This is a genomic window from Sphingomonas phyllosphaerae FA2, from assembly GCF_000427645.1.
In the GTDB taxonomy this organism is placed as follows: Bacteria; Pseudomonadota; Alphaproteobacteria; order Sphingomonadales; family Sphingomonadaceae; genus Sphingomonas; species Sphingomonas phyllosphaerae.
Map to the genome: position 1 here is coordinate 2,098,712 of NZ_KE386571.1, position 18,295 is coordinate 2,117,006.

At 65.7% G+C, this 18,295-nt stretch carries 30 protein-coding genes; all 30 read right to left on the bottom strand.

Annotated elements, in window-relative coordinates:
• Positions 1-165: 165 nt before the first annotated feature.
• Complete coding sequence (gene guaA, locus SPHPH_RS0110140; protein WP_028966598.1) at positions 166-1,719, bottom strand: glutamine-hydrolyzing GMP synthase; 1,554 nt, start codon at positions 1,717-1,719, stop codon at positions 166-168.
• Positions 1,720-1,876: 157 nt separating this feature from the next.
• The gene (map, locus tag SPHPH_RS0110145; protein ID WP_028966599.1) at positions 1,877-2,656 is read right to left on the bottom strand and encodes a type I methionyl aminopeptidase; all 780 of its coding nucleotides are present in this window, start codon (positions 2,654-2,656) and stop codon (positions 1,877-1,879) included.
• A 5-nt stretch (positions 2,657-2,661) separates the two neighbouring features.
• Positions 2,662-2,856, bottom strand: a complete 195-nt coding sequence (locus SPHPH_RS0110150) for a ParD-like family protein (RefSeq protein WP_028966600.1) — start codon at positions 2,854-2,856, stop codon at positions 2,662-2,664.
• A 247-nt stretch (positions 2,857-3,103) separates the two neighbouring features.
• On the bottom strand, positions 3,104-3,529 hold the full coding sequence (gene rplQ / locus SPHPH_RS0110155; RefSeq protein WP_028966601.1) for a 50S ribosomal protein L17: 426 nt from the start codon (positions 3,527-3,529) through the stop codon (positions 3,104-3,106).
• 251 nt (positions 3,530-3,780) lie between these two features.
• Positions 3,781-4,845, bottom strand: a complete 1,065-nt coding sequence (locus SPHPH_RS0110160) for a DNA-directed RNA polymerase subunit alpha (RefSeq protein ID WP_022687041.1) — start codon at positions 4,843-4,845, stop codon at positions 3,781-3,783.
• Positions 4,846-4,939: 94 nt separating this feature from the next.
• The gene (rpsK, locus tag SPHPH_RS0110165) at positions 4,940-5,329 is read right to left on the bottom strand and encodes a 30S ribosomal protein S11 (protein ID WP_019516037.1); all 390 of its coding nucleotides are present in this window, start codon (positions 5,327-5,329) and stop codon (positions 4,940-4,942) included.
• An 83-nt stretch (positions 5,330-5,412) separates the two neighbouring features.
• Positions 5,413-5,781 (bottom strand): 30S ribosomal protein S13, encoded by a 369-nt coding sequence (gene rpsM, locus SPHPH_RS0110170; RefSeq protein ID WP_022687043.1) that lies wholly within the window; start codon positions 5,779-5,781, stop codon positions 5,413-5,415.
• Positions 5,782-5,946: 165 nt separating this feature from the next.
• Positions 5,947-6,204 carry a hypothetical protein gene (locus tag SPHPH_RS0110175; RefSeq protein ID WP_028966602.1) on the bottom strand — a complete coding sequence of 86 codons (258 nt, stop codon included), beginning with the start codon at positions 6,202-6,204 and terminating at the stop codon, positions 5,947-5,949.
• Positions 6,205-6,445: 241 nt separating this feature from the next.
• Positions 6,446-7,102 carry an adenylate kinase gene (locus SPHPH_RS0110180; protein ID WP_028966603.1) on the bottom strand — a complete coding sequence of 219 codons (657 nt, stop codon included), beginning with the start codon at positions 7,100-7,102 and terminating at the stop codon, positions 6,446-6,448.
• A gap of 43 nt (positions 7,103-7,145) precedes the next feature.
• On the bottom strand, positions 7,146-8,492 hold the full coding sequence (secY, locus tag SPHPH_RS0110185) for a preprotein translocase subunit SecY (protein WP_028966604.1): 1,347 nt from the start codon (positions 8,490-8,492) through the stop codon (positions 7,146-7,148).
• 214 nt (positions 8,493-8,706) lie between these two features.
• Positions 8,707-9,228 carry a 50S ribosomal protein L15 gene (rplO, locus tag SPHPH_RS0110190; RefSeq protein WP_028966605.1) on the bottom strand — a complete coding sequence of 174 codons (522 nt, stop codon included), beginning with the start codon at positions 9,226-9,228 and terminating at the stop codon, positions 8,707-8,709.
• Positions 9,229-9,325: 97 nt separating this feature from the next.
• Positions 9,326-9,505 carry a 50S ribosomal protein L30 gene (rpmD, locus tag SPHPH_RS0110195; protein WP_028966606.1) on the bottom strand — a complete coding sequence of 60 codons (180 nt, stop codon included), beginning with the start codon at positions 9,503-9,505 and terminating at the stop codon, positions 9,326-9,328.
• A 6-nt stretch (positions 9,506-9,511) separates the two neighbouring features.
• Positions 9,512-10,294 (bottom strand): 30S ribosomal protein S5, encoded by a 783-nt coding sequence (gene rpsE / locus SPHPH_RS0110200; RefSeq protein WP_028966607.1) that lies wholly within the window; start codon positions 10,292-10,294, stop codon positions 9,512-9,514.
• Positions 10,295-10,297: 3 nt separating this feature from the next.
• The gene (rplR, locus tag SPHPH_RS0110205) at positions 10,298-10,648 is read right to left on the bottom strand and encodes a 50S ribosomal protein L18 (protein ID WP_028966608.1); all 351 of its coding nucleotides are present in this window, start codon (positions 10,646-10,648) and stop codon (positions 10,298-10,300) included.
• On the bottom strand, positions 10,645-11,178 hold the full coding sequence (rplF, locus tag SPHPH_RS0110210; RefSeq protein ID WP_028966609.1) for a 50S ribosomal protein L6: 534 nt from the start codon (positions 11,176-11,178) through the stop codon (positions 10,645-10,647). Before rplF ends, rplR begins: the two co-directional genes overlap by 4 nt.
• Positions 11,178-11,573 (bottom strand): 30S ribosomal protein S8, encoded by a 396-nt coding sequence (gene rpsH, locus SPHPH_RS0110215; protein ID WP_028966610.1) that lies wholly within the window; start codon positions 11,571-11,573, stop codon positions 11,178-11,180. The genes rplF and rpsH overlap by 1 nt, the downstream gene beginning before the upstream one ends.
• Before the next feature lie 9 nt (positions 11,574-11,582).
• On the bottom strand, positions 11,583-11,888 hold the full coding sequence (rpsN, locus tag SPHPH_RS0110220) for a 30S ribosomal protein S14 (RefSeq protein ID WP_028966611.1): 306 nt from the start codon (positions 11,886-11,888) through the stop codon (positions 11,583-11,585).
• Positions 11,889-11,923: 35 nt separating this feature from the next.
• Entirely contained in the window at positions 11,924-12,508 is a 585-nt protein-coding gene (gene rplE / locus SPHPH_RS0110225) for a 50S ribosomal protein L5 (protein WP_028966612.1), read from the bottom strand.
• Complete coding sequence (rplX, locus tag SPHPH_RS0110230) at positions 12,501-12,818, bottom strand: 50S ribosomal protein L24 (RefSeq protein WP_028966613.1); 318 nt, start codon at positions 12,816-12,818, stop codon at positions 12,501-12,503. Before rplX ends, rplE begins: the two co-directional genes overlap by 8 nt.
• Complete coding sequence (gene rplN, locus SPHPH_RS0110235; protein ID WP_007406105.1) at positions 12,818-13,186, bottom strand: 50S ribosomal protein L14; 369 nt, start codon at positions 13,184-13,186, stop codon at positions 12,818-12,820. The genes rplX and rplN overlap by 1 nt, the downstream gene beginning before the upstream one ends.
• 223 nt (positions 13,187-13,409) lie before the next feature.
• Positions 13,410-13,682 (bottom strand): 30S ribosomal protein S17, encoded by a 273-nt coding sequence (gene rpsQ / locus SPHPH_RS0110240; protein ID WP_028966614.1) that lies wholly within the window; start codon positions 13,680-13,682, stop codon positions 13,410-13,412.
• Positions 13,683-13,693: 11 nt separating this feature from the next.
• Entirely contained in the window at positions 13,694-13,900 is a 207-nt protein-coding gene (gene rpmC, locus SPHPH_RS0110245; protein ID WP_028966615.1) for a 50S ribosomal protein L29, read from the bottom strand.
• Position 13,901: 1 nt separating this feature from the next.
• Positions 13,902-14,336, bottom strand: a complete 435-nt coding sequence (gene rplP, locus SPHPH_RS0110250; protein ID WP_022687059.1) for a 50S ribosomal protein L16 — start codon at positions 14,334-14,336, stop codon at positions 13,902-13,904.
• Between the two features lie 12 nt (positions 14,337-14,348).
• Entirely contained in the window at positions 14,349-15,056 is a 708-nt protein-coding gene (gene rpsC, locus SPHPH_RS0110255) for a 30S ribosomal protein S3 (protein WP_028966616.1), read from the bottom strand.
• On the bottom strand, positions 15,056-15,433 hold the full coding sequence (rplV, locus tag SPHPH_RS0110260; RefSeq protein WP_028966617.1) for a 50S ribosomal protein L22: 378 nt from the start codon (positions 15,431-15,433) through the stop codon (positions 15,056-15,058). Before rplV ends, rpsC begins: the two co-directional genes overlap by 1 nt.
• Positions 15,433-15,708: a 30S ribosomal protein S19 gene (rpsS, locus tag SPHPH_RS0110265; protein ID WP_028966618.1), complete on the bottom strand. Its 276-nt coding sequence runs from the start codon at positions 15,706-15,708 to the stop codon at positions 15,433-15,435. Before rpsS ends, rplV begins: the two co-directional genes overlap by 1 nt.
• Positions 15,708-16,541, bottom strand: coding sequence for a 50S ribosomal protein L2 (gene rplB, locus SPHPH_RS0110270; protein ID WP_028966619.1), 834 nt, complete (start codon positions 16,539-16,541; stop codon positions 15,708-15,710). Before rplB ends, rpsS begins: the two co-directional genes overlap by 1 nt.
• Position 16,542: 1 nt before the next feature.
• The gene (locus SPHPH_RS0110275) at positions 16,543-16,857 is read right to left on the bottom strand and encodes a 50S ribosomal protein L23 (protein WP_022687064.1); all 315 of its coding nucleotides are present in this window, start codon (positions 16,855-16,857) and stop codon (positions 16,543-16,545) included.
• The gene (gene rplD / locus SPHPH_RS0110280; RefSeq protein ID WP_028966620.1) at positions 16,850-17,464 is read right to left on the bottom strand and encodes a 50S ribosomal protein L4; all 615 of its coding nucleotides are present in this window, start codon (positions 17,462-17,464) and stop codon (positions 16,850-16,852) included. The genes SPHPH_RS0110275 and rplD overlap by 8 nt, the downstream gene beginning before the upstream one ends.
• Positions 17,465-17,467: 3 nt before the next feature.
• On the bottom strand, positions 17,468-18,199 hold the full coding sequence (gene rplC, locus SPHPH_RS0110285) for a 50S ribosomal protein L3 (RefSeq protein ID WP_028966621.1): 732 nt from the start codon (positions 18,197-18,199) through the stop codon (positions 17,468-17,470).
• Positions 18,200-18,295: the final 96 nt, after the last annotated feature.

Consider the following 18,295-nt stretch of genomic DNA (forward strand, 5'->3'; position numbering starts at 1 on the left):
CACGATCGCAAGGCGGCGACCACCATGACGTCATTGCGAGCGGAGCGAAGCAATCCAGAGCCGGATCAAGACGCCCTGGATTGCTTCGCTACGCTCGCAATGACGAACCGGCTCGTCGCCGAATGATGACGCCACGACCATGCCCCGCATGGTCATGAGTCGTCATCATTCCCACTCGATCGTGCCGGGCGGCTTGGAGGTGTAATCGTAGGTGACGCGGTTGACGCCCTTCACCTCGTTGATGATCCGCGTCGCCACGCGCGGCAGGAAGCTGCCCGGGAACTCGAAGGCCTCGGCGGTCATGCCGTCGACCGACGTCACCGCGCGCAGCGCCAGCACGCTGTCATAGGTCCGCCCGTCGCCCATCACTCCGACCGAGCGAACCGGCAGCAGCACCGCGAAAGCCTGCCAGATCGTGTCGTACAGCCCGGCGTTGCGGATTTCCTCGAGATAGATCGCATCGGCCTTGCGCAGGATGTCGCAGCGCTCGCGCGTCACCTCGCCGGGAATGCGGATCGCGAGCCCCGGGCCCGGGAACGGATGCCGGCTGACGAACACCTCGGGCAGCCCCAGCTCACGGCCGAGCGCGCGAACCTCGTCCTTGAACAATTCGCGCAGCGGCTCGACGAGCTTCATGTTCATCCGCTCGGGCAGCCCGCCGACATTGTGGTGGCTCTTGATCGTCACCGACGGACCGCCGGTGAAGCTGACGCTCTCGATCACGTCCGGGTAGAGCGTGCCCTGCGCGAGAAAGTCCGCGCCGCCGATCTTCTTCGCCTCGGTCTCGAAGACGTCGATGAAGGTCTTGCCGATGAACTTGCGCTTCGCCTCCGGGTCGGTGACGCCGGCCAGCCCATCCATGAACAGGTCCTGCGCCTGCACGTGCACCAGCGGGATGTTGTAGGCACCGCGGAACAGCCCGACGACCTGCTCGGCCTCGCCCTCGCGCAGGATGCCGCCGTCGACGAACACGCAGGTCAGCTGCTCGCCAATCGCCTCGTGGATCAGCACTGCGGCGACCGCCGAGTCGACCCCGCCCGACAGGCCGCAGATCACGCGTCTGTCGCCGACCTGTGCGCGGATTTCGGCGATCTTGACGCTGCGGAACTCGGCCATCGTCCAGTCGCCCGCCAGTCCGCAGACGTGTCGCGCGAAATTGGCGATCAGCTTCGCGCCGTCGGGCGTGTGGACGACCTCGGGGTGGAACTGCATGCCGTAATAGTGCCGCGCCTCGTCGGCGGTGATCGCGAACGGCGCGCCCGGCGAGGAGGCGACGGGGGCGAAGCCGGGGGCGAGCGCCGCGACATGGTCGCCGTGGCTCATCCACACCTGATGCTTCTCGCCCGCCTGCCACAGCCCGTCGAACAAGGCGCAGGTCTGGTCGACCTGCACGAACGCCAGCCCGAATTCGCCCGACATGCCCTTCTCGACGCGCCCGCCGAGCTGGGTGTTCATCACCTGCTGGCCGTAGCAGATACCGAGCACGGGAACGCCGGCGTCGAAGATTTCCTGCGGCGCGCGCGGGCTGTTGTCGTCGACCACCGAGGCGGGGCCGCCCGACAGGATCACGCCCTTCGGCTTCAGCCGCGCGAACGCCTCGGCGGCGGACTGGAAGGGCGCGACCTCGCTATAGACCCCCGCCTCGCGCACGCGACGCGCGATCAGCTGGGTCACCTGGCTGCCGAAATCGACGATGAGGATGTTGTCGGGATGCTCCATGGCGGGCCTGTAGCGGGATGGCGCGCGGGGGGAAAGAGGGGGTGACCTAGCGTTAGCCGCTCACCCGTCATCCCGGACTTGATCCGGGATCTCGCTTCTTTCTTCGGTGGCACGGAAGAAGCGCGGCCCCGGATCGAAGTCCGGGCGACGACAACGGTCAGCCGCGAACGCCTTTGGGCACCACCTCCCCTTCGCGCAGCGTCAGAACCTCGACACCGGTCGCGGTCACCGCCACCGTATGCTCGAATTGCGCGGAAAGCTTGCCGTCGCCGGTGACGACCGTCCAGCCATCGTCGCGGGTGGCGACCTTGCGCGTGCCCTGATTGACCATCGGTTCGACCGTGAAGGTCATTCCCTCGCGCAATACCGGGCCGGCGCCGGGGCGGCCGTAATTGAGCACCTCGGGCGCCTCGTGCATCTCGCGCCCGATGCCGTGGCCGCAGAAGTCGCGAACCACCGCATAGCCGTGCTGCTTGGCATGGCGGTCGATCGCCGCGCCGACATCGCCGAGCCGCGCGCCGTCGCGGACCTGCGCGATCCCCTTCCACATCGCCTCCTGCGCGACGCGCACCAGCCGGCGCGCGGCGGGGGCGACTTCGCCGACCAGATAGGTCTTGCTGGAGTCGGCGATGAAGCCGTTCTTTTCCAGCGTGATGTCGAGATTGACAATATCGCCGTCGCGGATCACGTCGTCCTCGTTAGGCACGCCATGACAGACGACCTGATTGATCGAGCTGTTGAGGACGAATGCGAAATCATATTGCCCCTTGCTCGCGGGGCGGGCGTGTAGTTCGTCGACGATGTAGCGCTCGACGCGGTCGTTGATCGCGAGCGTCGACTGGCCGGCAAGCGTCTCGCGATCGAGCATCGCGAACACTTGCGCGAGCAGCCGGCCGGACTCGCGCATCAGCGCCAGCTCGTCCGGAGTCTTGAGGATCGCGGTCATGCGGCAGTCGCGATCGGCACGGCCGCGCGCTCGCGGGCGACGATCTCGTTGAAGGACAGGGTTGGGTTCGCCTCGGCGAGCATCCCGATCTTAATCCAGAATTGCGCCTGCGCATTGATCGAGCGGCACATTACCGTGCTGGCGCGGCGCGCCTCCTCGTGGAGCTGGTCGTCGATTTTCACAATGCCCACACATGTTCTCCACAACGTTACCAACATACGAACCGTTTATGATGTGGATGGCGGATTGTCACTTCATCCGTCATTCCCGCGTAGGCGGGAATGCAGACACGCGGATCTCTCGCTCCTATTGAGACAACATGGGTTCTGGATTCCGCCTTCGCGGGAATGACGGCGAAGGCGGGCCGGCAAACTCGCACCAAACGAAGAGGCCGCCCCGTTGCCGGAGCGGCCTCTTCGTTTCAGCGCGGTCGCCCAATCAGGCGGCGGCGTCGAGATCCTCGTCGTCGTTCATGACCGGACCCGAGTCCTGGCCCTTGGCCGAGACGTCGCGGTCGACGAACTCGATGATCGCCATCGGCGAGGCGTCCGACGCGCGGATGCCGGCCTTGATGATGCGGGTATAGCCGCCGTTGCGATCGGCGTAGCGCTTGGCGAGCACGTCGAACAGCTTGACCAGCTGCGCGTCGTCCAGCAGCCGGGCGTGCGCCAGACGGCGGTTCGACAGGCCACCCTTCTTGCCGAGCGTCACCAGCTTCTCGATGTACGGACGCAATTCCTTCGCCTTGGCGACGGTGGTGGTGATCTGCTCATGCTTGATGAGCGCGGCCGACATGTTGCGGAACAGCGCAATGCGATGTGCCGAGGTACGCTGCAGCTTACGACCGCCTACACGATGGCGCATGATAGTCTTCCTTCTCGTTCGTCAGAGGGCCGTTCGACGGAACCCCGGGACAGGTGAGGACGGTGGCCCACCGGAAAGAACCGTCGCCCCTGCGGAGACAGGGGCCCATATCTCGATCGATCAAAACCGCCCCGCGGCAAAGCCGCGTCGTGACGTCGGACAGACGGCGCTGCGGCATTGCCGCTGGCCGTCCGCCGGCCGGGCCTGCGCCGCCTCGCAGATAGCTCGCGCTATCCGCGTGCGGCTTCGGCTCAGCCCATTATTTCCTGCTCGAGCTTCTTGGCGACTTCCTCGATGTTCTCGGGCGGCCAGCCGGGGATTTCCATGCCCAGCCGCAGCCCCATCGACGACAGCACTTCCTTGATCTCGTTGAGCGACTTGCGGCCGAAGTTCGGCGTGCGCAGCATCTCGGCCTCGGTCTTGCCGACCAGATCGCCGATATAGATGATGTTGTCGTTCTTGAGGCAGTTCGCCGAACGGACCGACAGTTCCAGCTCGTCAACCTTCTTGAGCAGGTAACGGTTGATCTGCGCGGTGTCGCTCGGTGCTTCGCCACCCGTCGCCGCGGGGGCGGCAACGCCGATCGGCGCCGACCGCGTGACCGACGAATCGTCGAAGTGGACGAACAGCGCGAGCTGGTCCTGGAGGATCCGACCGGCATAGCCGACCGCGTCTTCCGGGGTGACCGTGCCGTCGGTCTCGATCGTCAGCGTCAGCTTGTCGTAATCCAGGTCCTGCCCGACGCGGGTCGGGTCGACCTTGTACGACACCTGACGTACCGGCGAATAGAGCGCATCGACGGGGATCAGCCCGATCGGCGCATCCGCCGGACGGTTGTTCACCGCCGCGACATAGCCCTTACCGACGTCGGCGGTCAGTTCCATGTTGAACGTCGCACCCTCGTCGAGATGGCAGATGACCAGCTCGGGGTTCATCACCTCGATGTCGCCCGACACCGCGATGTCGCCCGCCTTCACCTCGGCCGGGCCGGTGGCGGAAAGCTGGAGCCGCTTCGGGCCTTCGCCCTGCATGCGGATCGCGATCTGCTTCACGTTCAGCACGATGTCGGTCACGTCCTCGCGGACGCCCGCCAGCGAGCTGAATTCGTGCAGCACGTTCTCGATCTTGATCGAGGTCACCGCCGCGCCCTGCAGCGACGACAGCAACACGCGACGCAGCGCGTTGCCGAGCGTCAGGCCGAAGCCGCGCTCCAGCGGTTCGGCGATGAAGGTCGCCTTGCGCTTGCCGTCACCGCTCTTCTTTTCGAGCTGGTTGGGCTTCTTCAGTTCTTGCCAGTTCTTTGCGTTGACAGACAAGCTCTCGTCCCCTGGGGTTGGGCCGGACGCGGGGGACGCGTACGGCCGGGTAATAAACGTGGCCACTCGTCAGCGGCCACGCGAAGCGTGATCGTCAGACGCGACGGCGCTTGGACGGCCGAACGCCGTTGTGCGGGATCGAGGTCACGTCGCGGATCGACGTGATCTGGAAACCGACCGCCTGCAGCGCGCGCAGGGCCGACTCACGGCCCGAACCCGGACCCTTGACCTCGACCTCGAGCGTGCGGACGCCGTGCTCGGCGGCCTTCTTGCCCGCGTCCTCGGCAGCGACCTGCGCGGCGTACGGGGTCGACTTGCGGCTGCCCTTGAACCCCATCATGCCGGCCGACGACCAGCTGATCGCATTGCCCTGCGCATCGGTGATGGTGATCATGGTGTTGTTGAAGCTGGCGTTCACGTGCGCGACGCCTGCGGTGATGTTCTTGCGCTCGCGCCGACGAATGCGCTGCGGTGCCTGTGCCATATGGTATTCCTGACCTTATCTTACAACGCGGCCGGGAGGCGTGAACCTGCAACCGGCCAACGGAGAGGAAGAAGCGCTGACGCTTACTTCTTCTTGCCGGCGATCGGCTTCGCCTTGCCCTTGCGGGTACGCGCGTTGGTGTGCGTGCGCTGACCGCGGACCGGCAGGCCCTTACGGTGACGCAGGCCGCGATAGCAGGCCAGGTCCATCAGACGCTTGATGTTCATCGCGGTCTCGCGACGCAGATCACCCTCGACCGTGTGGTCGGCGTCGATCGCCTCGCGGATCTGCAGCACTTCCTGATCGCTCAGGTCCTGCACGCGACGATCGGCGGCGATGTTCAGCTTCGTGGTGATTTCCAGCGCCTTGGCCGGACCGATGCCGTGAATGTAAGTCAGCGCGATCAGAACGCGCTTGTTGGTCGGGATATTGACACCCGCGATACGTGCCATGAAACTTTTCTCCTGTGCTCCACGGGGTGCGGCATGGCTGCCACGCATCCCATCTCGTCGCATTGCAACTCCGCCCCGCCGGTTCCCGATGCCTTGCCCGCGAACGCGGGAAAACGGCAGGCACGAACGTACCGCCGGGAATCGGTGGATTGGAAGGGAGAGCGGTTAGGCGGGCGGTAACGTCGTGTCAAGCGATGGGTTCCGCTCGATCCGCCGCAGCTGGCCCCAGCGCCGCAACGCGACGACGAACCAGGCCAGCTCGACCAGCCCGAACGGCCATGCGCCTTGCAGAAAGCCATAGGCCGAGCCCATCAGGCACCCGATCGCGAACAGCAGCGTCCAATACGCCGCCCGCGCCTCCAGCGCATAGCAGACCAGGATGAAGCTGACCGCGAACAGGCCGAAGGCGGAGAGCGCATCCATGCGCGGCCTTGTGTCGCAGATGCCGCGCGAGGACCACCCCACATCGCCGAAAAAGAAAGGGCCGGCGGAGGACAGGGAACCTCCGCCGGCCATCGCCGCCCTTCGGGAGTTCAGGCGACGATCAGTACCGTCGCCTCGGGGAGAGGTGCGACGGGGCAGCGTGTTTCCGCGCTGCCGACCCGATCGTCTCTACATCCCCTCACCCCACGATCGCCTTACACGACCATGAATTTTCCGTCACTTATTGCGCGGGTGCCACCTTCAGGATCGACTCGATCTCCGCGGCGACCGCGTCCATCGCGCCCATGCCGTCGACACGCGAGACCAGCCCGCGCGCTTCGTAGATCGGGATAATCGGGGCGGTCTTGGCGCGATATTCGGCCATCCGCGTCCGCACCGTCTCTTCATTGTCGTCCGGGCGACGCTTGAACTCGTGCGCGCCGCACACGTCGCAGGTGCCCTCGACCTTCGGCTGCTTGAACCGGTCGTGATAGCCGGTGCCGCAGTTGCCGCAGGTGAAGCGCCCGACGATCCGCTCGACCAGCGCATCCTCGTTGACCTCAAGCTCGATCACCGCGTCCAGCTTCTGCCCGCGCTCATCGAGCAGCAGGTCGAGCGCATCGGCCTGCGCCGCCGTCCGCGGGTAACCGTCGAAGATCGCCCCATTGGCGGTGCCGGCGTCGAGCCGCTCGCCGATCAGCGCGGAGACGATCGCGTCGCTGACCAGCTCGCCCGCCTCCATCACCGCCTTGGCCTGCAACCCGACCGGCGTGCCCGCCTTGACCGCGGCGCGCAGCATGTCGCCGGTCGACAGCTGCACCATCCCATGATGCTCGACCAGCCGCTGCGCCTGGGTTCCCTTGCCCGCCCCCGGCGGCCCCAGCAGAATGATGTTCACCGAACTCTCCCCTTTGCGCCCGTCCCTGCCGGGCGTCCTTGCCTCAGCGGCGGCGCGCGCCCTTCAGCTTCGCCTTCTTGATGAGATCGCCATACTGGTGCGCCAGCAGGTGCGACTGGATCTGCGTTACCGTATCCATCGTCACGTTGACGACGATCAACAGGCTGGTCCCGCCCAGATAGAAGGGGATCGACAGCGCCGACACCAGATATTCCGGCACCACGCAGATGAAGGTCAGGTACGCCGCGCCGATCACGGTGATGCGGGTCAGCACGTAATCGAAATAGCTCTCGGTGTTCTTGCCGGGGCGGATGCCCGGGATGAACCCGCCGTAGCGCTTCAGATTCTCGGCCGTCTCCTCGGGGTTGAAGACCACCGCGGTGTAGAAGAACGAGAAGAAGATGATGCCGGCCGAATACAGCAGCATGTAGATCGGCGAGCCGTGCTGGAGATACTGGTTCAGCCCGATCAGGATGTCGCCGAAGCGGCTTTCGCCCGCGACGCGATTGCCCGCGAACTGCGTAATCGTCAGCGGCAGCAGCAGCAACGACGAAGCGAAGATTGGAGGGATCACGCCTGCGGTGTTGATCTTGAGCGGCAAGTGGCTGCGGTCGGCCTGCATCCCGCGCTGCGTCTGGCGCTTGGGATATTGGATCAGGATGCGGCGCTGCGCGCGCTCCATGAAGCAGATCAACAGGATCAGCCCGATCACGACGACGATGATCGCAATGATCGACACCGCGCTGGTCGACCCCGAGCGGCCACCTTCGAGCAGGTTGAGCAACGTCGTCGGCAGATGCGCGACGATGCCGGCCATGATGATCAGCGAGACGCCGTTGCCGATGCCGCGGCTCGTGATCTGCTCACCCAGCCACATCAGGAACATCGTGCCGCCGATCAGCGAGATCACCGCCCCGACGCGGAACAGCATCCCCGGCTCGATCACCGCACCGCCGGCTTCCAGCCCGCGCGCGATGAAATAGCCCTGCACCGCGGTCAGCCCGACGGTGCCGTAGCGGGTGTACTGGTTGAGCTTTTTGCGGCCCGATTCGCCTTCCTTCTTGATCGCGGCGAGCTGCGGACTCAGCGAGGTCGCGAGCTGCACGACGATCGACGCCGTGATGTACGGCATCACGCCCAGCGCGATCAGCGACGCGCGCGACAGCGAGCCGCCCGAGAAGGTGTTGAAGAAGTCGAGCACGCCGCCCTTCATCCGCTCGGCCAGCACGCCGAGCTGCGTCGGGTCGATCCCCGGCAGCGGGACATAGCTGAGCAGACGGAAAACGATCAGCGCACCGATCGTAAACCACAGTCGCTTCTTGAGGTCGGTAGCCTGCGAAAACTTCGCGAGGCTGATGCTCTGCGCCATCTGGTCGGCTGCGGATGCCATCGTGTCGGTGTATCCTGGAAACGAAGAACGGCGGGATGCGTTTATACCGCCCCGCCGCTCATATAGGCGCTTGGCGCGCCTTGTCTAACCCGGTGAGGCGCGAACGGCGGGAAAGCCGGTAGGTCGGGCCGTCCCGCGCGCGATTGCCGCGCGCCATCGGCCCGGAAACGAAGAAGGGGCGCGGACCCAGCCCGCGCCCCTTTCCGAGTCGGCGTTACGCCTGCTTGCGCGCCGCCTGCGCGGTGCGGTGCTTGGCCTTCGCCTTGTCCGCGGCCGGCACGATCTCCGGCACGGTGACCGAGCCGCCGGCCTTCTCGACCGCTTCACGCGCCGACGACGACACGCCCGCGACGGTGAAGTTCAGCTTCGCCGAATACTCGCCCTTGGCGAGCAGACGGACGCCGTCCTTGCCTCCACGCGCGAGGCCCGCGGCCTTCAGCGCGGCGTGGTCGATGTCGGTGCCGGTCAGCTTGCCCGCATCGATCGCCTTCTGGATCGCGCCCAAGTTCACCTCGGCATAGTCCTTGGCGAAGATGTTGTTGAAGCCACGCTTCGGCAGACGCATGTGGAGCGGCATCTGGCCGCCCTCGAAGCCCGCGATCGACACACCTTCGCGGCTCTTCTGACCCTTGACGCCGCGGCCGCCGGTCTTGCCCTTGCCCGAGCCGATACCGCGACCGACGCGGATCTTGCGGTGACGGGCGCCCTGGTTGTCGCTGAGTTCGTTGAGCTTCATGTTATGCACTCGCTTTCGCTTTTTTCGCGCTGAAATAAGGAAGGGGGCCGGCTAGCCCCCTTCGCTCGTTTTGTCATCACCGAAGTGACGAAAGGGCTCAGCCCTCCACCACCTCGACCATGTGCTGCACCTTGCGGATCATGCCGCGGACCGACTCGGTATCCTCGAGTTCGGACACCTTGTGCATCTTGTTGAGGCCCAACCCGACGAGGGTCGCGCGCTGGTCCTTGGTGCGCCGGATCGGCGATCCGGTCTGCTTCACCTTGATGGTCGCCATGTCGCCTTACTCCACCACGGCCGCGGCATCCGCCTCGGCGGTCTGCGCATCGGCACCGTGACCGCGGCCCAGCAAGTCGGCAATCTTCTTGCCGCGACGCTGTGCCACCGACTTCGGCGAGGTCTGGTTGCCCAGCGCCTCGAACGTCGCACGGATCATGTTGTACGGGTTCGACGTACCGACCGACTTGGTCACGACGTCGTGCACGCCCAGGCTCTCGAAGACGGCGCGCATCGGGCCACCCGCGATGATCCCGGTGCCCTGCGGCGCCGAGCGGACCGTGACGCGGCCGGCACCGAAGTGGCCGTTGCCGTCATGGTGCAGCGTGCGGCCTTCCTTCAGCGGAACGCGCAGCATCTTCTTCTTGGCAGCGGCGGTCGCCTTCGAGATCGCCTCCGGCACTTCGCGTGCCTTGCCATGACCGAAGCCAACGCGGCCCTTGCCATCGCCCACGACGACCAGCGCCGCGAAACCGAAGCGCTTGCCGCCCTTCACCGTCTTCGAGACGCGGTTGATGTGGACCAGCTTCTCGATCAGCTCTTCGCCGCCGTCGTCCTGCCCACCACGGCGATCGTCGCGACGACCACCACGGCCGTCACGGCCACCGCCACGATTGCCGCCGGGGCCACCGCGACCACCGCCGCCACCCGGGCCGCCGCGACCGCGGCCGCCGCGCGCACCGCGCTCGCCACCGCCCTGGTAGCCACCGCCGGCGTTGCCGTCCTGCGGCGCCGCGGCGGGGGCTTCGTTCTCCGCAGCCTGCGGCTGCTGGTTGTTCTCGTCAGCCATGTCTTAGAACTCCAGTCCGGCTTCGCGCGCTGCCTCGGCCAGCGCCTTCACGCGGCCGTGAAACAGGAAGCCGCCACGATCGAAGACGACCTGCGTGACGCCGGCGGCCTTGGCCGCCTCGGCGACGCGCTTGCCGACGGCGGATGCCGCCTCGGCAGTGGCGGTCTTGCCATCGTGGTTGGACAAGGTCGACGCCGAGGCCACGGTGCGGCCCTGCGCGTCGTCGATGACCTGCGCATAGATGTGCTTGCCCGAACGATGCACCGACAGGCGCGGACGGGTGCCCGCACGCGCACGCAGCGCGGTACGGTTGCGGCGACGCCGCTTCTCGAAAAGCGAAAGACCCTTGGTCACTTCTTCTTCCCTTCCTTACGGAAGATATACTCGCCGTCGTACTTGATGCCCTTGCCCTTGTACGGCTCCGGCTTGCGCCAGCGACGGACTTCGGCGGCGAGCTGACCCACGCGCTGCTTGTCGGCACCGCTGATCTCGACGGTGGTGGCGTCCGGCGTCTTCACCTCGATGCCTTCCGGCACGTCGATGTTGACGTCGTGGCTGTAGCCGAGCTGCAGCTTCAGGGTCTTGCCCTGCGCCGCGGCGCGATAACCGACGCCGGTGATGAGCAGCTTCTTGGTGAAGCCCTCGGTCACGCCGGTGACCAGGTTCTGCACCATCGTGCGCTGCATGCCCCAGAAGGCACGGGCGCGCTTGGTGTCGTTGGCCGGCTGCACACCGATCGCGTCCGACTGGACGTCATAGGTGATCAGGTCCGACAGCGGCATCGACAGGGTGCCCTTGGGGCCCTTGACCGACAGCTCGTTGCCGTTGCGGGTTGCGGTGACGCCCGAAGGAATCGGAACCGCCTTCTTGCCGATGCGGCTCATCAGAACACCTCCGCCAGCACTTCGCCACCGACGTTCTGCTCGCGCGCTTCCGCATCGGAAAGCACGCCGCGCGGCGTCGAGACGATGGTGATGCCCAGGCCGTTCATCACACGCGGCAGGTCCTGCGACCCGCTGTAGATGCGGCGGCCGGGCTTGGAGACGCGCGCGACATGCTTGATCGCGGGCTGGCCCTCGAAATACTTCAGCTCGATGCGCACGCCGGCGGCGGGGCCCATCTGCTCTTCGGAATAGCCACGGATGTAGCCTTCGCGCTGGAGCACGTCGAGCACGCGGACGCGCAGCTTCGACGACGGCGAAAGGACGCTGTCCTTGCGCGCGCGCTGGCCGTTGCGGATACGGGTGAGCAGGTCACCCAGGGGATCGGTCACTGCCATCTTACGTCCTTACCAGCTCGACTTGGTGAGACCCGGGATCAGGCCCTTGTTGGCCAGATCGCGCAGCATCACACGGGCAAGCCCGAACTTGCGGTAGTACGCACGCGGACGACCGGTCAGCGCGCAGCGGTTGCGGATACGCGTGGGGTTCGCGTTGCGCGGCAGCTCGGCCATCTTCAGCCGCGCGATGAGACGCTCGGTCTCATCCAGCGACTGGTCGTTGGCCTGCGCCTTCAGCTTCGCCAGCTTGGGCGCGTACTGCGCCACCAGCTTCTTGCGACGCTCGTTCTTGTTCACGGAACTCAGTTTCGCCATGGACTTAAGCTCTCTCTATCAGACCAGAAGCGCGGTCATGCCGCCTTCTTTTCGGTCGTTTCTTCCTCGATCGGGAACGGGAAGCCGAACAGACGCAGCAGCTCGCGCGCCTCGTCGTCGGTCTTCGCGCTCGTCGTCACGATCACGTCCATGCCGCGCACCTTGTCGACGCGGTCATAGCTGATCTCCGGGAACACGATCTGCTCCTTGATGCCGCAGGCGTAGTTGCCGCGACCGTCGAAGCTCTTCGGGTTCAGCCCGCGGAAGTCGCGGACGCGCGGGAGCGCGATGGTGATGAAGCGGTCGAGGAACTCGTACATGCGCTCACGACGAAGGGTGACCTTCACGCCGATCGGCATGCCTTCACGCAGCTTGAACTGCGCGATCGACTTCTTCGCCTTGGTGATCACCGGCTTCTGGCCCGCGATCAGCTCCATTTCCGACGCGGCCTGGTCGACGCGCTTCTTGTCCTGCGTCGCTTCGCCCACGCCCATGTTGAGCACGATCTTCTCGATGCGCGGGATTTCCATCGCATTCTTGTAACCGAACTTCTCGGTCATCGCCGCGACGATGCGATCGTCATAGATCGCCTTCATGCGGGGCTTGTAGGCATCAGCCATCGATCTTCTCCCCGGTCTTGACGGCGACGCGGACCTTCTTGCCGTCCTGCGTCTCGAAACGGACGCGGGTCGGCTTGCCGTCGGCGGTGACGTGAGCCACCTTCGAGATGTGCAGCGGTGCCTCGATCTTCTCGAGACCGCCCTGCGGGTTCGCCTGGCTCGGCTTGCGGTGACGGGTCGCGACGTTGACGCCGCCCACGATCACCTTGCCATCGCGCGGCATCGCCGCGGTCACGGTGCCGGTCTTGCCCTTGTCCTTGCCGGACAGGACGATGACCTGGTCGCCCTTCTTGATCTTCGCGGCGGCCATTACAGCACCTCCGGCGCGAGCGAGATGATCTTCATGTGCTTCTTGCCACGCAGTTCGCGAACCACCGGGCCGAAGATACGGGTGCCGATCGGCTCCTCGTTCTTGTTGACCAGCACCGCGGCGTTGCCGTCGAAACGGATCACCGAACCGTCGGCGCGACGGATGTCCTTGGCGGTACGCACGATCACCGCACGGTGAACGTCGCCCTTCTTCACGCGGCCACGCGGCTGCGCTTCCTTCACGCTGACGACGATGATGTCGCCGACGCTGGCCGTGCGGCGCTTGGACCCGCCAAGCACCTTGATGCACTGCACCCGCTTCGCGCCGCTGTTGTCAGCGACGTCGAGATTGGACTGCATCTGGATCATCGATCCGCTTCCTTCTCGCTCATGGGGTGGATACCGACCCAACCCCGCCTAAAAAAACGACCCCCGGCGGCGGGCATGGCCCGCGCCAGGGGGAGCAGCCCGGTAGCCGCTCCGTCGATGGAAGGCAAGCCCCCATCCCACGTCGCCCCTCGCCCGCTCATGTGGTCTCCGGCGTGCTGCCGGACCCTGCACGAAACGGTGCGAGGCACTCGGTCATCGACGCTTACGCGTCGACGTCGACCCGTTCCGGTGCCACGTGCGTGTTCACACGATCCAGCACCTTCCAGTTCTTCAGCTTCGACATCGGCGCGATCTCTTCGATGCGCACCGTTTCGCCAGCCTTGTACTCGTTCGCCTCGTCATGGGCGTGGTACTTCTTCGAACGGCGGATGATCTTGCCGTAGAGCGGGTGCTTGACCTTGCGCTCCACGTTCACGACCACCGTCTTCTCGCCCTTGTCGGAGACGATCACTCCGGTCAGCACGCGCTTCGGCATGTGTCGTCCTCTTACTTGGCGTCAGCCGCAGCGTTGCGCTGCGTCTGCAGGGTCTTGATGCGGGCGATGTCCTTGCGGACCTCACGCACGCGGCTCGGCTTCTCGAGCTGGCTGGTCGCCGCCTGGAAGCGCAGGTTGAACTGCTCGCGCTTCAGGTTGCCCAGGCTCTCGGAGAGCTGGTCATCGCTCTGGCCGTTATAGTCGGTCTTGTTCGCCATCTTACTCGCCTCCCAGGTGCGAGGTGTCGCCGAGGCGCGCCACGACCTTGGTCTTGATCGGCAGCTTCATCGCGGCGCGCTCAAACGCCTCCGCGGCCAGCGGCCCTTCGACACCGTCGAGCTCGAACAGGATCCGGCCCGGCTTGACGCGCGCGGCCCAGAATTCCGGCGAACCCTTGCCCGAGCCCATGCGGACTTCGGCGGGCTTGCTCGACACCGGCACGTCCGGGAACACGCGGATCCACAGACGCCCCTGGCGCTTGATGTGACGCGTGATCGCGCGGCGAGCCGCCTCGATCTGACGCGCGGTGATACGGTCCGGCTCCATCGCCTTGAGGCCATAGGAGCCGAAGTTCAGCGACGTACCGCCCTTGGCGTCGCCGTGGATACGGCCCTTGAACGCCTTGCGGAACTTGGTGCGCTTCGGTTGCAGCATGTCCGTTAATCCTTAGCGGCGGTCGTCGCGCGCCGGGCGCACGCCGGAGGTCTGAGCCTCCATCATGAGACGATCGGTGGCGAACGGGTCGTGACCGAGGATCTCACCCTTGAACACCCACACCTTCACGCCGCAGACGCCGTACGCGGTGTGCGCTTCGGCATGGGCGTAATCGATGTTGGCGCGCAGCGTGTGCAGCGGCACGCGGCCCTCGCGATAGCTCTCCGAACGCGCGATTTCCGCGCCGCCCAGACGGCCACCACAATAGACCTTGATGCCGTCGGCACCCAGGCGCATCGCGGACTGCACCGCGCGCTTCATGGCGCGACGGAACGCGATACGACGCTCCAGCTGGTCGGCGATGCCCTGTGCGATCAGCTTGGCATCGACTTCCGGCTTGCGGATCTCGACGATGTTCAGCGACACGTCCGAGCTGGTCATCGCGCCGAGCGTCTTGCGCAGCTTCTCGATGTCCGAGCCCTTCTTGCCGATGATGACACCGGGGCGGGCCGCGAAGATCGAGATCCGGCACAGCTTGGCCGGACGGTCGATCACCACCTTGGAAATCGCGGCCTGCGGCAGCGTCTTCAGGATGTACTGGCGGATCTTCAGATCCTCCAGCAGCAGCTTCTTGTAATCCGCGCCCTCGGCGAACCAGCGGCTGTCCCAGGTGCGGTTGATCTGCAGGCGCAGACCGATCGGGTTGCTCTTGTGACCCATTAGGCTTCTTCCTGCTCGCGCACGACGATCCGCAGCCGCGAGAACGGCTTCAGGATGCGGGTGGACTTGCCGCGGCCGCGCGTGGCGAACCGCTTCATGGTGATCGACTTGCCGACCGACGCCTCGGCGACGACGAGTGCGTCGACGTCGAGGTTGTGGTTGTTCTCGGCGTTGGCGATGGCCGAGGCCAGCACCTTGCGCGCATCAACCGCCATCGACTTCTTCGAGAAGGCAAGGATGTTCATCGCGTCAGCGGCCGAGCGGCCACGGATCAGCGCGGCGACCAGGCCCAGCTTCTGCGCCGAACCGCGGATCTGCGTGCCGACCGAGAGGGCTTCCTTCTCGCCGACCTTGCGGGGGGACTGAGGCTTGCTCATCAGCGCTTGCCCTTCTTGTCAGCCGCGTGACCCGGGAAATAGCGGGTCGGCGCGAATTCACCGAGCTTCATGCCGACCATGTCCTCGTTCACCGTCACCGGCACGAACTTGCGGCCGTTATAGACAGTGAAGGTCAGGCCGATGAACTGCGGCAGGATGGTGGAGCGACGCGACCAGGTCTTGATCGGCGCGCGGCCGCCCGAATCCTGTGCGACTTCGGCCTTCTTGAGCAGGCTCAGTTCGACGAACGGGCCCTTCCAGACGGAGCGCGCCATTACTTCTTCCTCGCGTGACGGCTACGGATGATCATCTTGTCCGTAGACTTGTTGTGGCGCGTGCGCGCACCCTTGGTCGGCTTGCCCCACGGCGTCACCGGATGGCGACCGCCCGAGGTCCGGCCTTCACCACCGCCGTGCGGGTGGTCGACCGGGTTCTTCGCCACGCCGCGCGTCAGCGGGCGCGAGCCCAGCCAGCGCGAACGACCGGCCTTGCCGAGGTTCTGGTTCTGGTTGTCCGGGTTCGACACCGCACCGACCGTCGCCATGCAATCGCCATGGATGTAGCGCTGCTCGCCCGAGTTCAGGCGGACGATGACCATGCCGCGATCACGACCGACGACCTGCACGTAGGTGCCGGCCGAACGTGCGATCTGACCGCCCTTGCCGGGCTTCATCTCGACGTTGTGGACGATCGTGCCGACCGGCATCTGGCCCAGCTCCATCGCGTTGCCCGGCTTCACGTCGGTCTTCTTGCCCGCGACGACCTTGTCGCCGACGGCCAGACGCTGCGGCGCGATGATGTACGCCTGCTCGCCGTCCGGGTAGGAGATCAGCGCGATGAACGCGGTGCGGTTGGGATCATATTCCAGCCGCTCGACGGTGCCGTCGACGTCCCACTTCCGACGCTTGAAGTCGATGAAGCGGTAACGCTGCTTGTGGCCGCCCGCGATGCCGCGCGAGGTCACGTGGCCCTTGTTGTTGCGGCCGCCGGTCTTGCGCTTGCCCTCAGTCAGCGCCTTAACGGGCTTGCCCTTCCACAGCGACGACTTGTCGACGAGGATCAGGCCGCGCTGCGCCGGCGAGGTCGGGTTATAATGCTTGAGTGCCATCTTACTTGGCCCCCTCGGTGACGTCGATCGACTGCCCCTCGCGGAGCGTGACGATCGCCTTCTTCATGTCGGACCGCTGGTAGGGCGCACCCTTCCAACGCTTGGTCTTGCCCTTCTGGACGATCGTGTTGACGCTGACGACGCTGACGTCGAACAGCGCTTCCACGGCCGCCTTGATCTCGGGCTTGGTCGCCTTGTTGGCGACCTTGAAGACCACCGCGTTCTGCTCGGAGAGCAGGGTCGCCTTCTCGGTGATGTGCGGCGCGACAATCACGTCATAATGACGGTTGTCGATCGCCTTTGCCGGCTTAGCCATTGAAGCGCGCCTCCAGCTTCTCGACCGCCGCGCGCGTCAGCACCAGCGTGTCAGCCTTGATGATGTCGTAGACGTTGGCGCCCACGGCGGGGAGCATGTTCACGCCCGGAAGGTTGCGGCCGGCGCGGAAGCCCTCGGCTGCCTCGCCGTCGATCACCAGCGTGCGCTTGCCCGTGTTGAGCCCGGCGAAATGCCCCTTCAGCTCCTTGGTCTTGGCGACCTCGAAGCCTTCCAGGACGATCAGCGAACCCGCCTTGGCATGGCTGCTGAGCGCCATCTTCAGACCCAGCGCGCGGATCTTCTTGTTCAGGCCCGGATTGAAATCGCGGACGCGGGCGCCGTGCGCCTTACCACCGCCGATGAACACCGGAGCGCGACGATCGCCGTGACGGGCGACGCCGCCGCCCTTCTGGCGACCGAGCTTCTTGCCCGACCGCGCGACATCCGAACGCTCGCGGGTGCCGCGCGCGGTGGCGCGACGCTTCTCGAGCTGCCAGGTCACGACGCGGTGCAGGATGTCGGCGCGCGGATCGAGGCCGAAGACCTCGTCGTTGAGCTCGACTTCGCCCGTATCGGTGCCGGCGAAGGAAGAAATCTTGACCTTCACTTCTTAGCCCTCCTGGCTCTCGGCAGCTGCCGGAGCAGGGTCTGCGGAAACATTGTTGTTGGCCGCCTTGATCGACGCCGGGAACGGCGCGCTCTCATGACGATCCTGCTTGACGGCGTCCTTGACGAACAACCAGCCGCCCTTGGAGCCGGGGACCGAACCCTTCACGAAGATCAGGCCGCGCTCGACGTCGGTGCCGACGATCTCGAGGTTCTGCTGCGTGCGGTTCTTGTCGCCCATGTGACCGGCCATCTTCTTGTTCTTGAAGACGCGACCCGGATCCTGACGGTTACCCGTCGAACCATGCGAACGGTGGCTGACCGACACGCCGTGCGTGGCGCGCAGACCGCCGAAGTTCCAGCGCTTCATGGCGCCGGCGAAGCCCTTGCCCTGCGTACGACCCTGGATGTCGACCAGCTGGCCGGCGACATAATGGTCGGCTGACAGTTCGGCGCCGACGTCGAGGAGGTTGTCCTCGGTCACGCGGAATTCGTGGACGATCGCCTTCGGCTCCACTTCGGCCTTGCCGAAGTGGCCGCGCTGCGGCTTGGCGACGTTCTTGGCCTTGGCGACACCTGCACCAAGCTGGACGGCGGTGTAGCCGTCCCGGTCATTTTCGCGACGGGCGATGACCTGAAGCGCCTCGATCTGCAGGACGGTGACCGGCACGTGGCGGCCGTCGTCCTGGAACAGGCGGGTCATCCCCATTTTCTTCGCGATCACGCCAGTACGCATGATCCCTTGCTCCTTGACAGAGGCACCCTGAGGCCCATCCCCAGGGTGCTTGCGACCCGCAGCTTGCGCCGCGGATCAGTCCGGCCCGGAATAGCG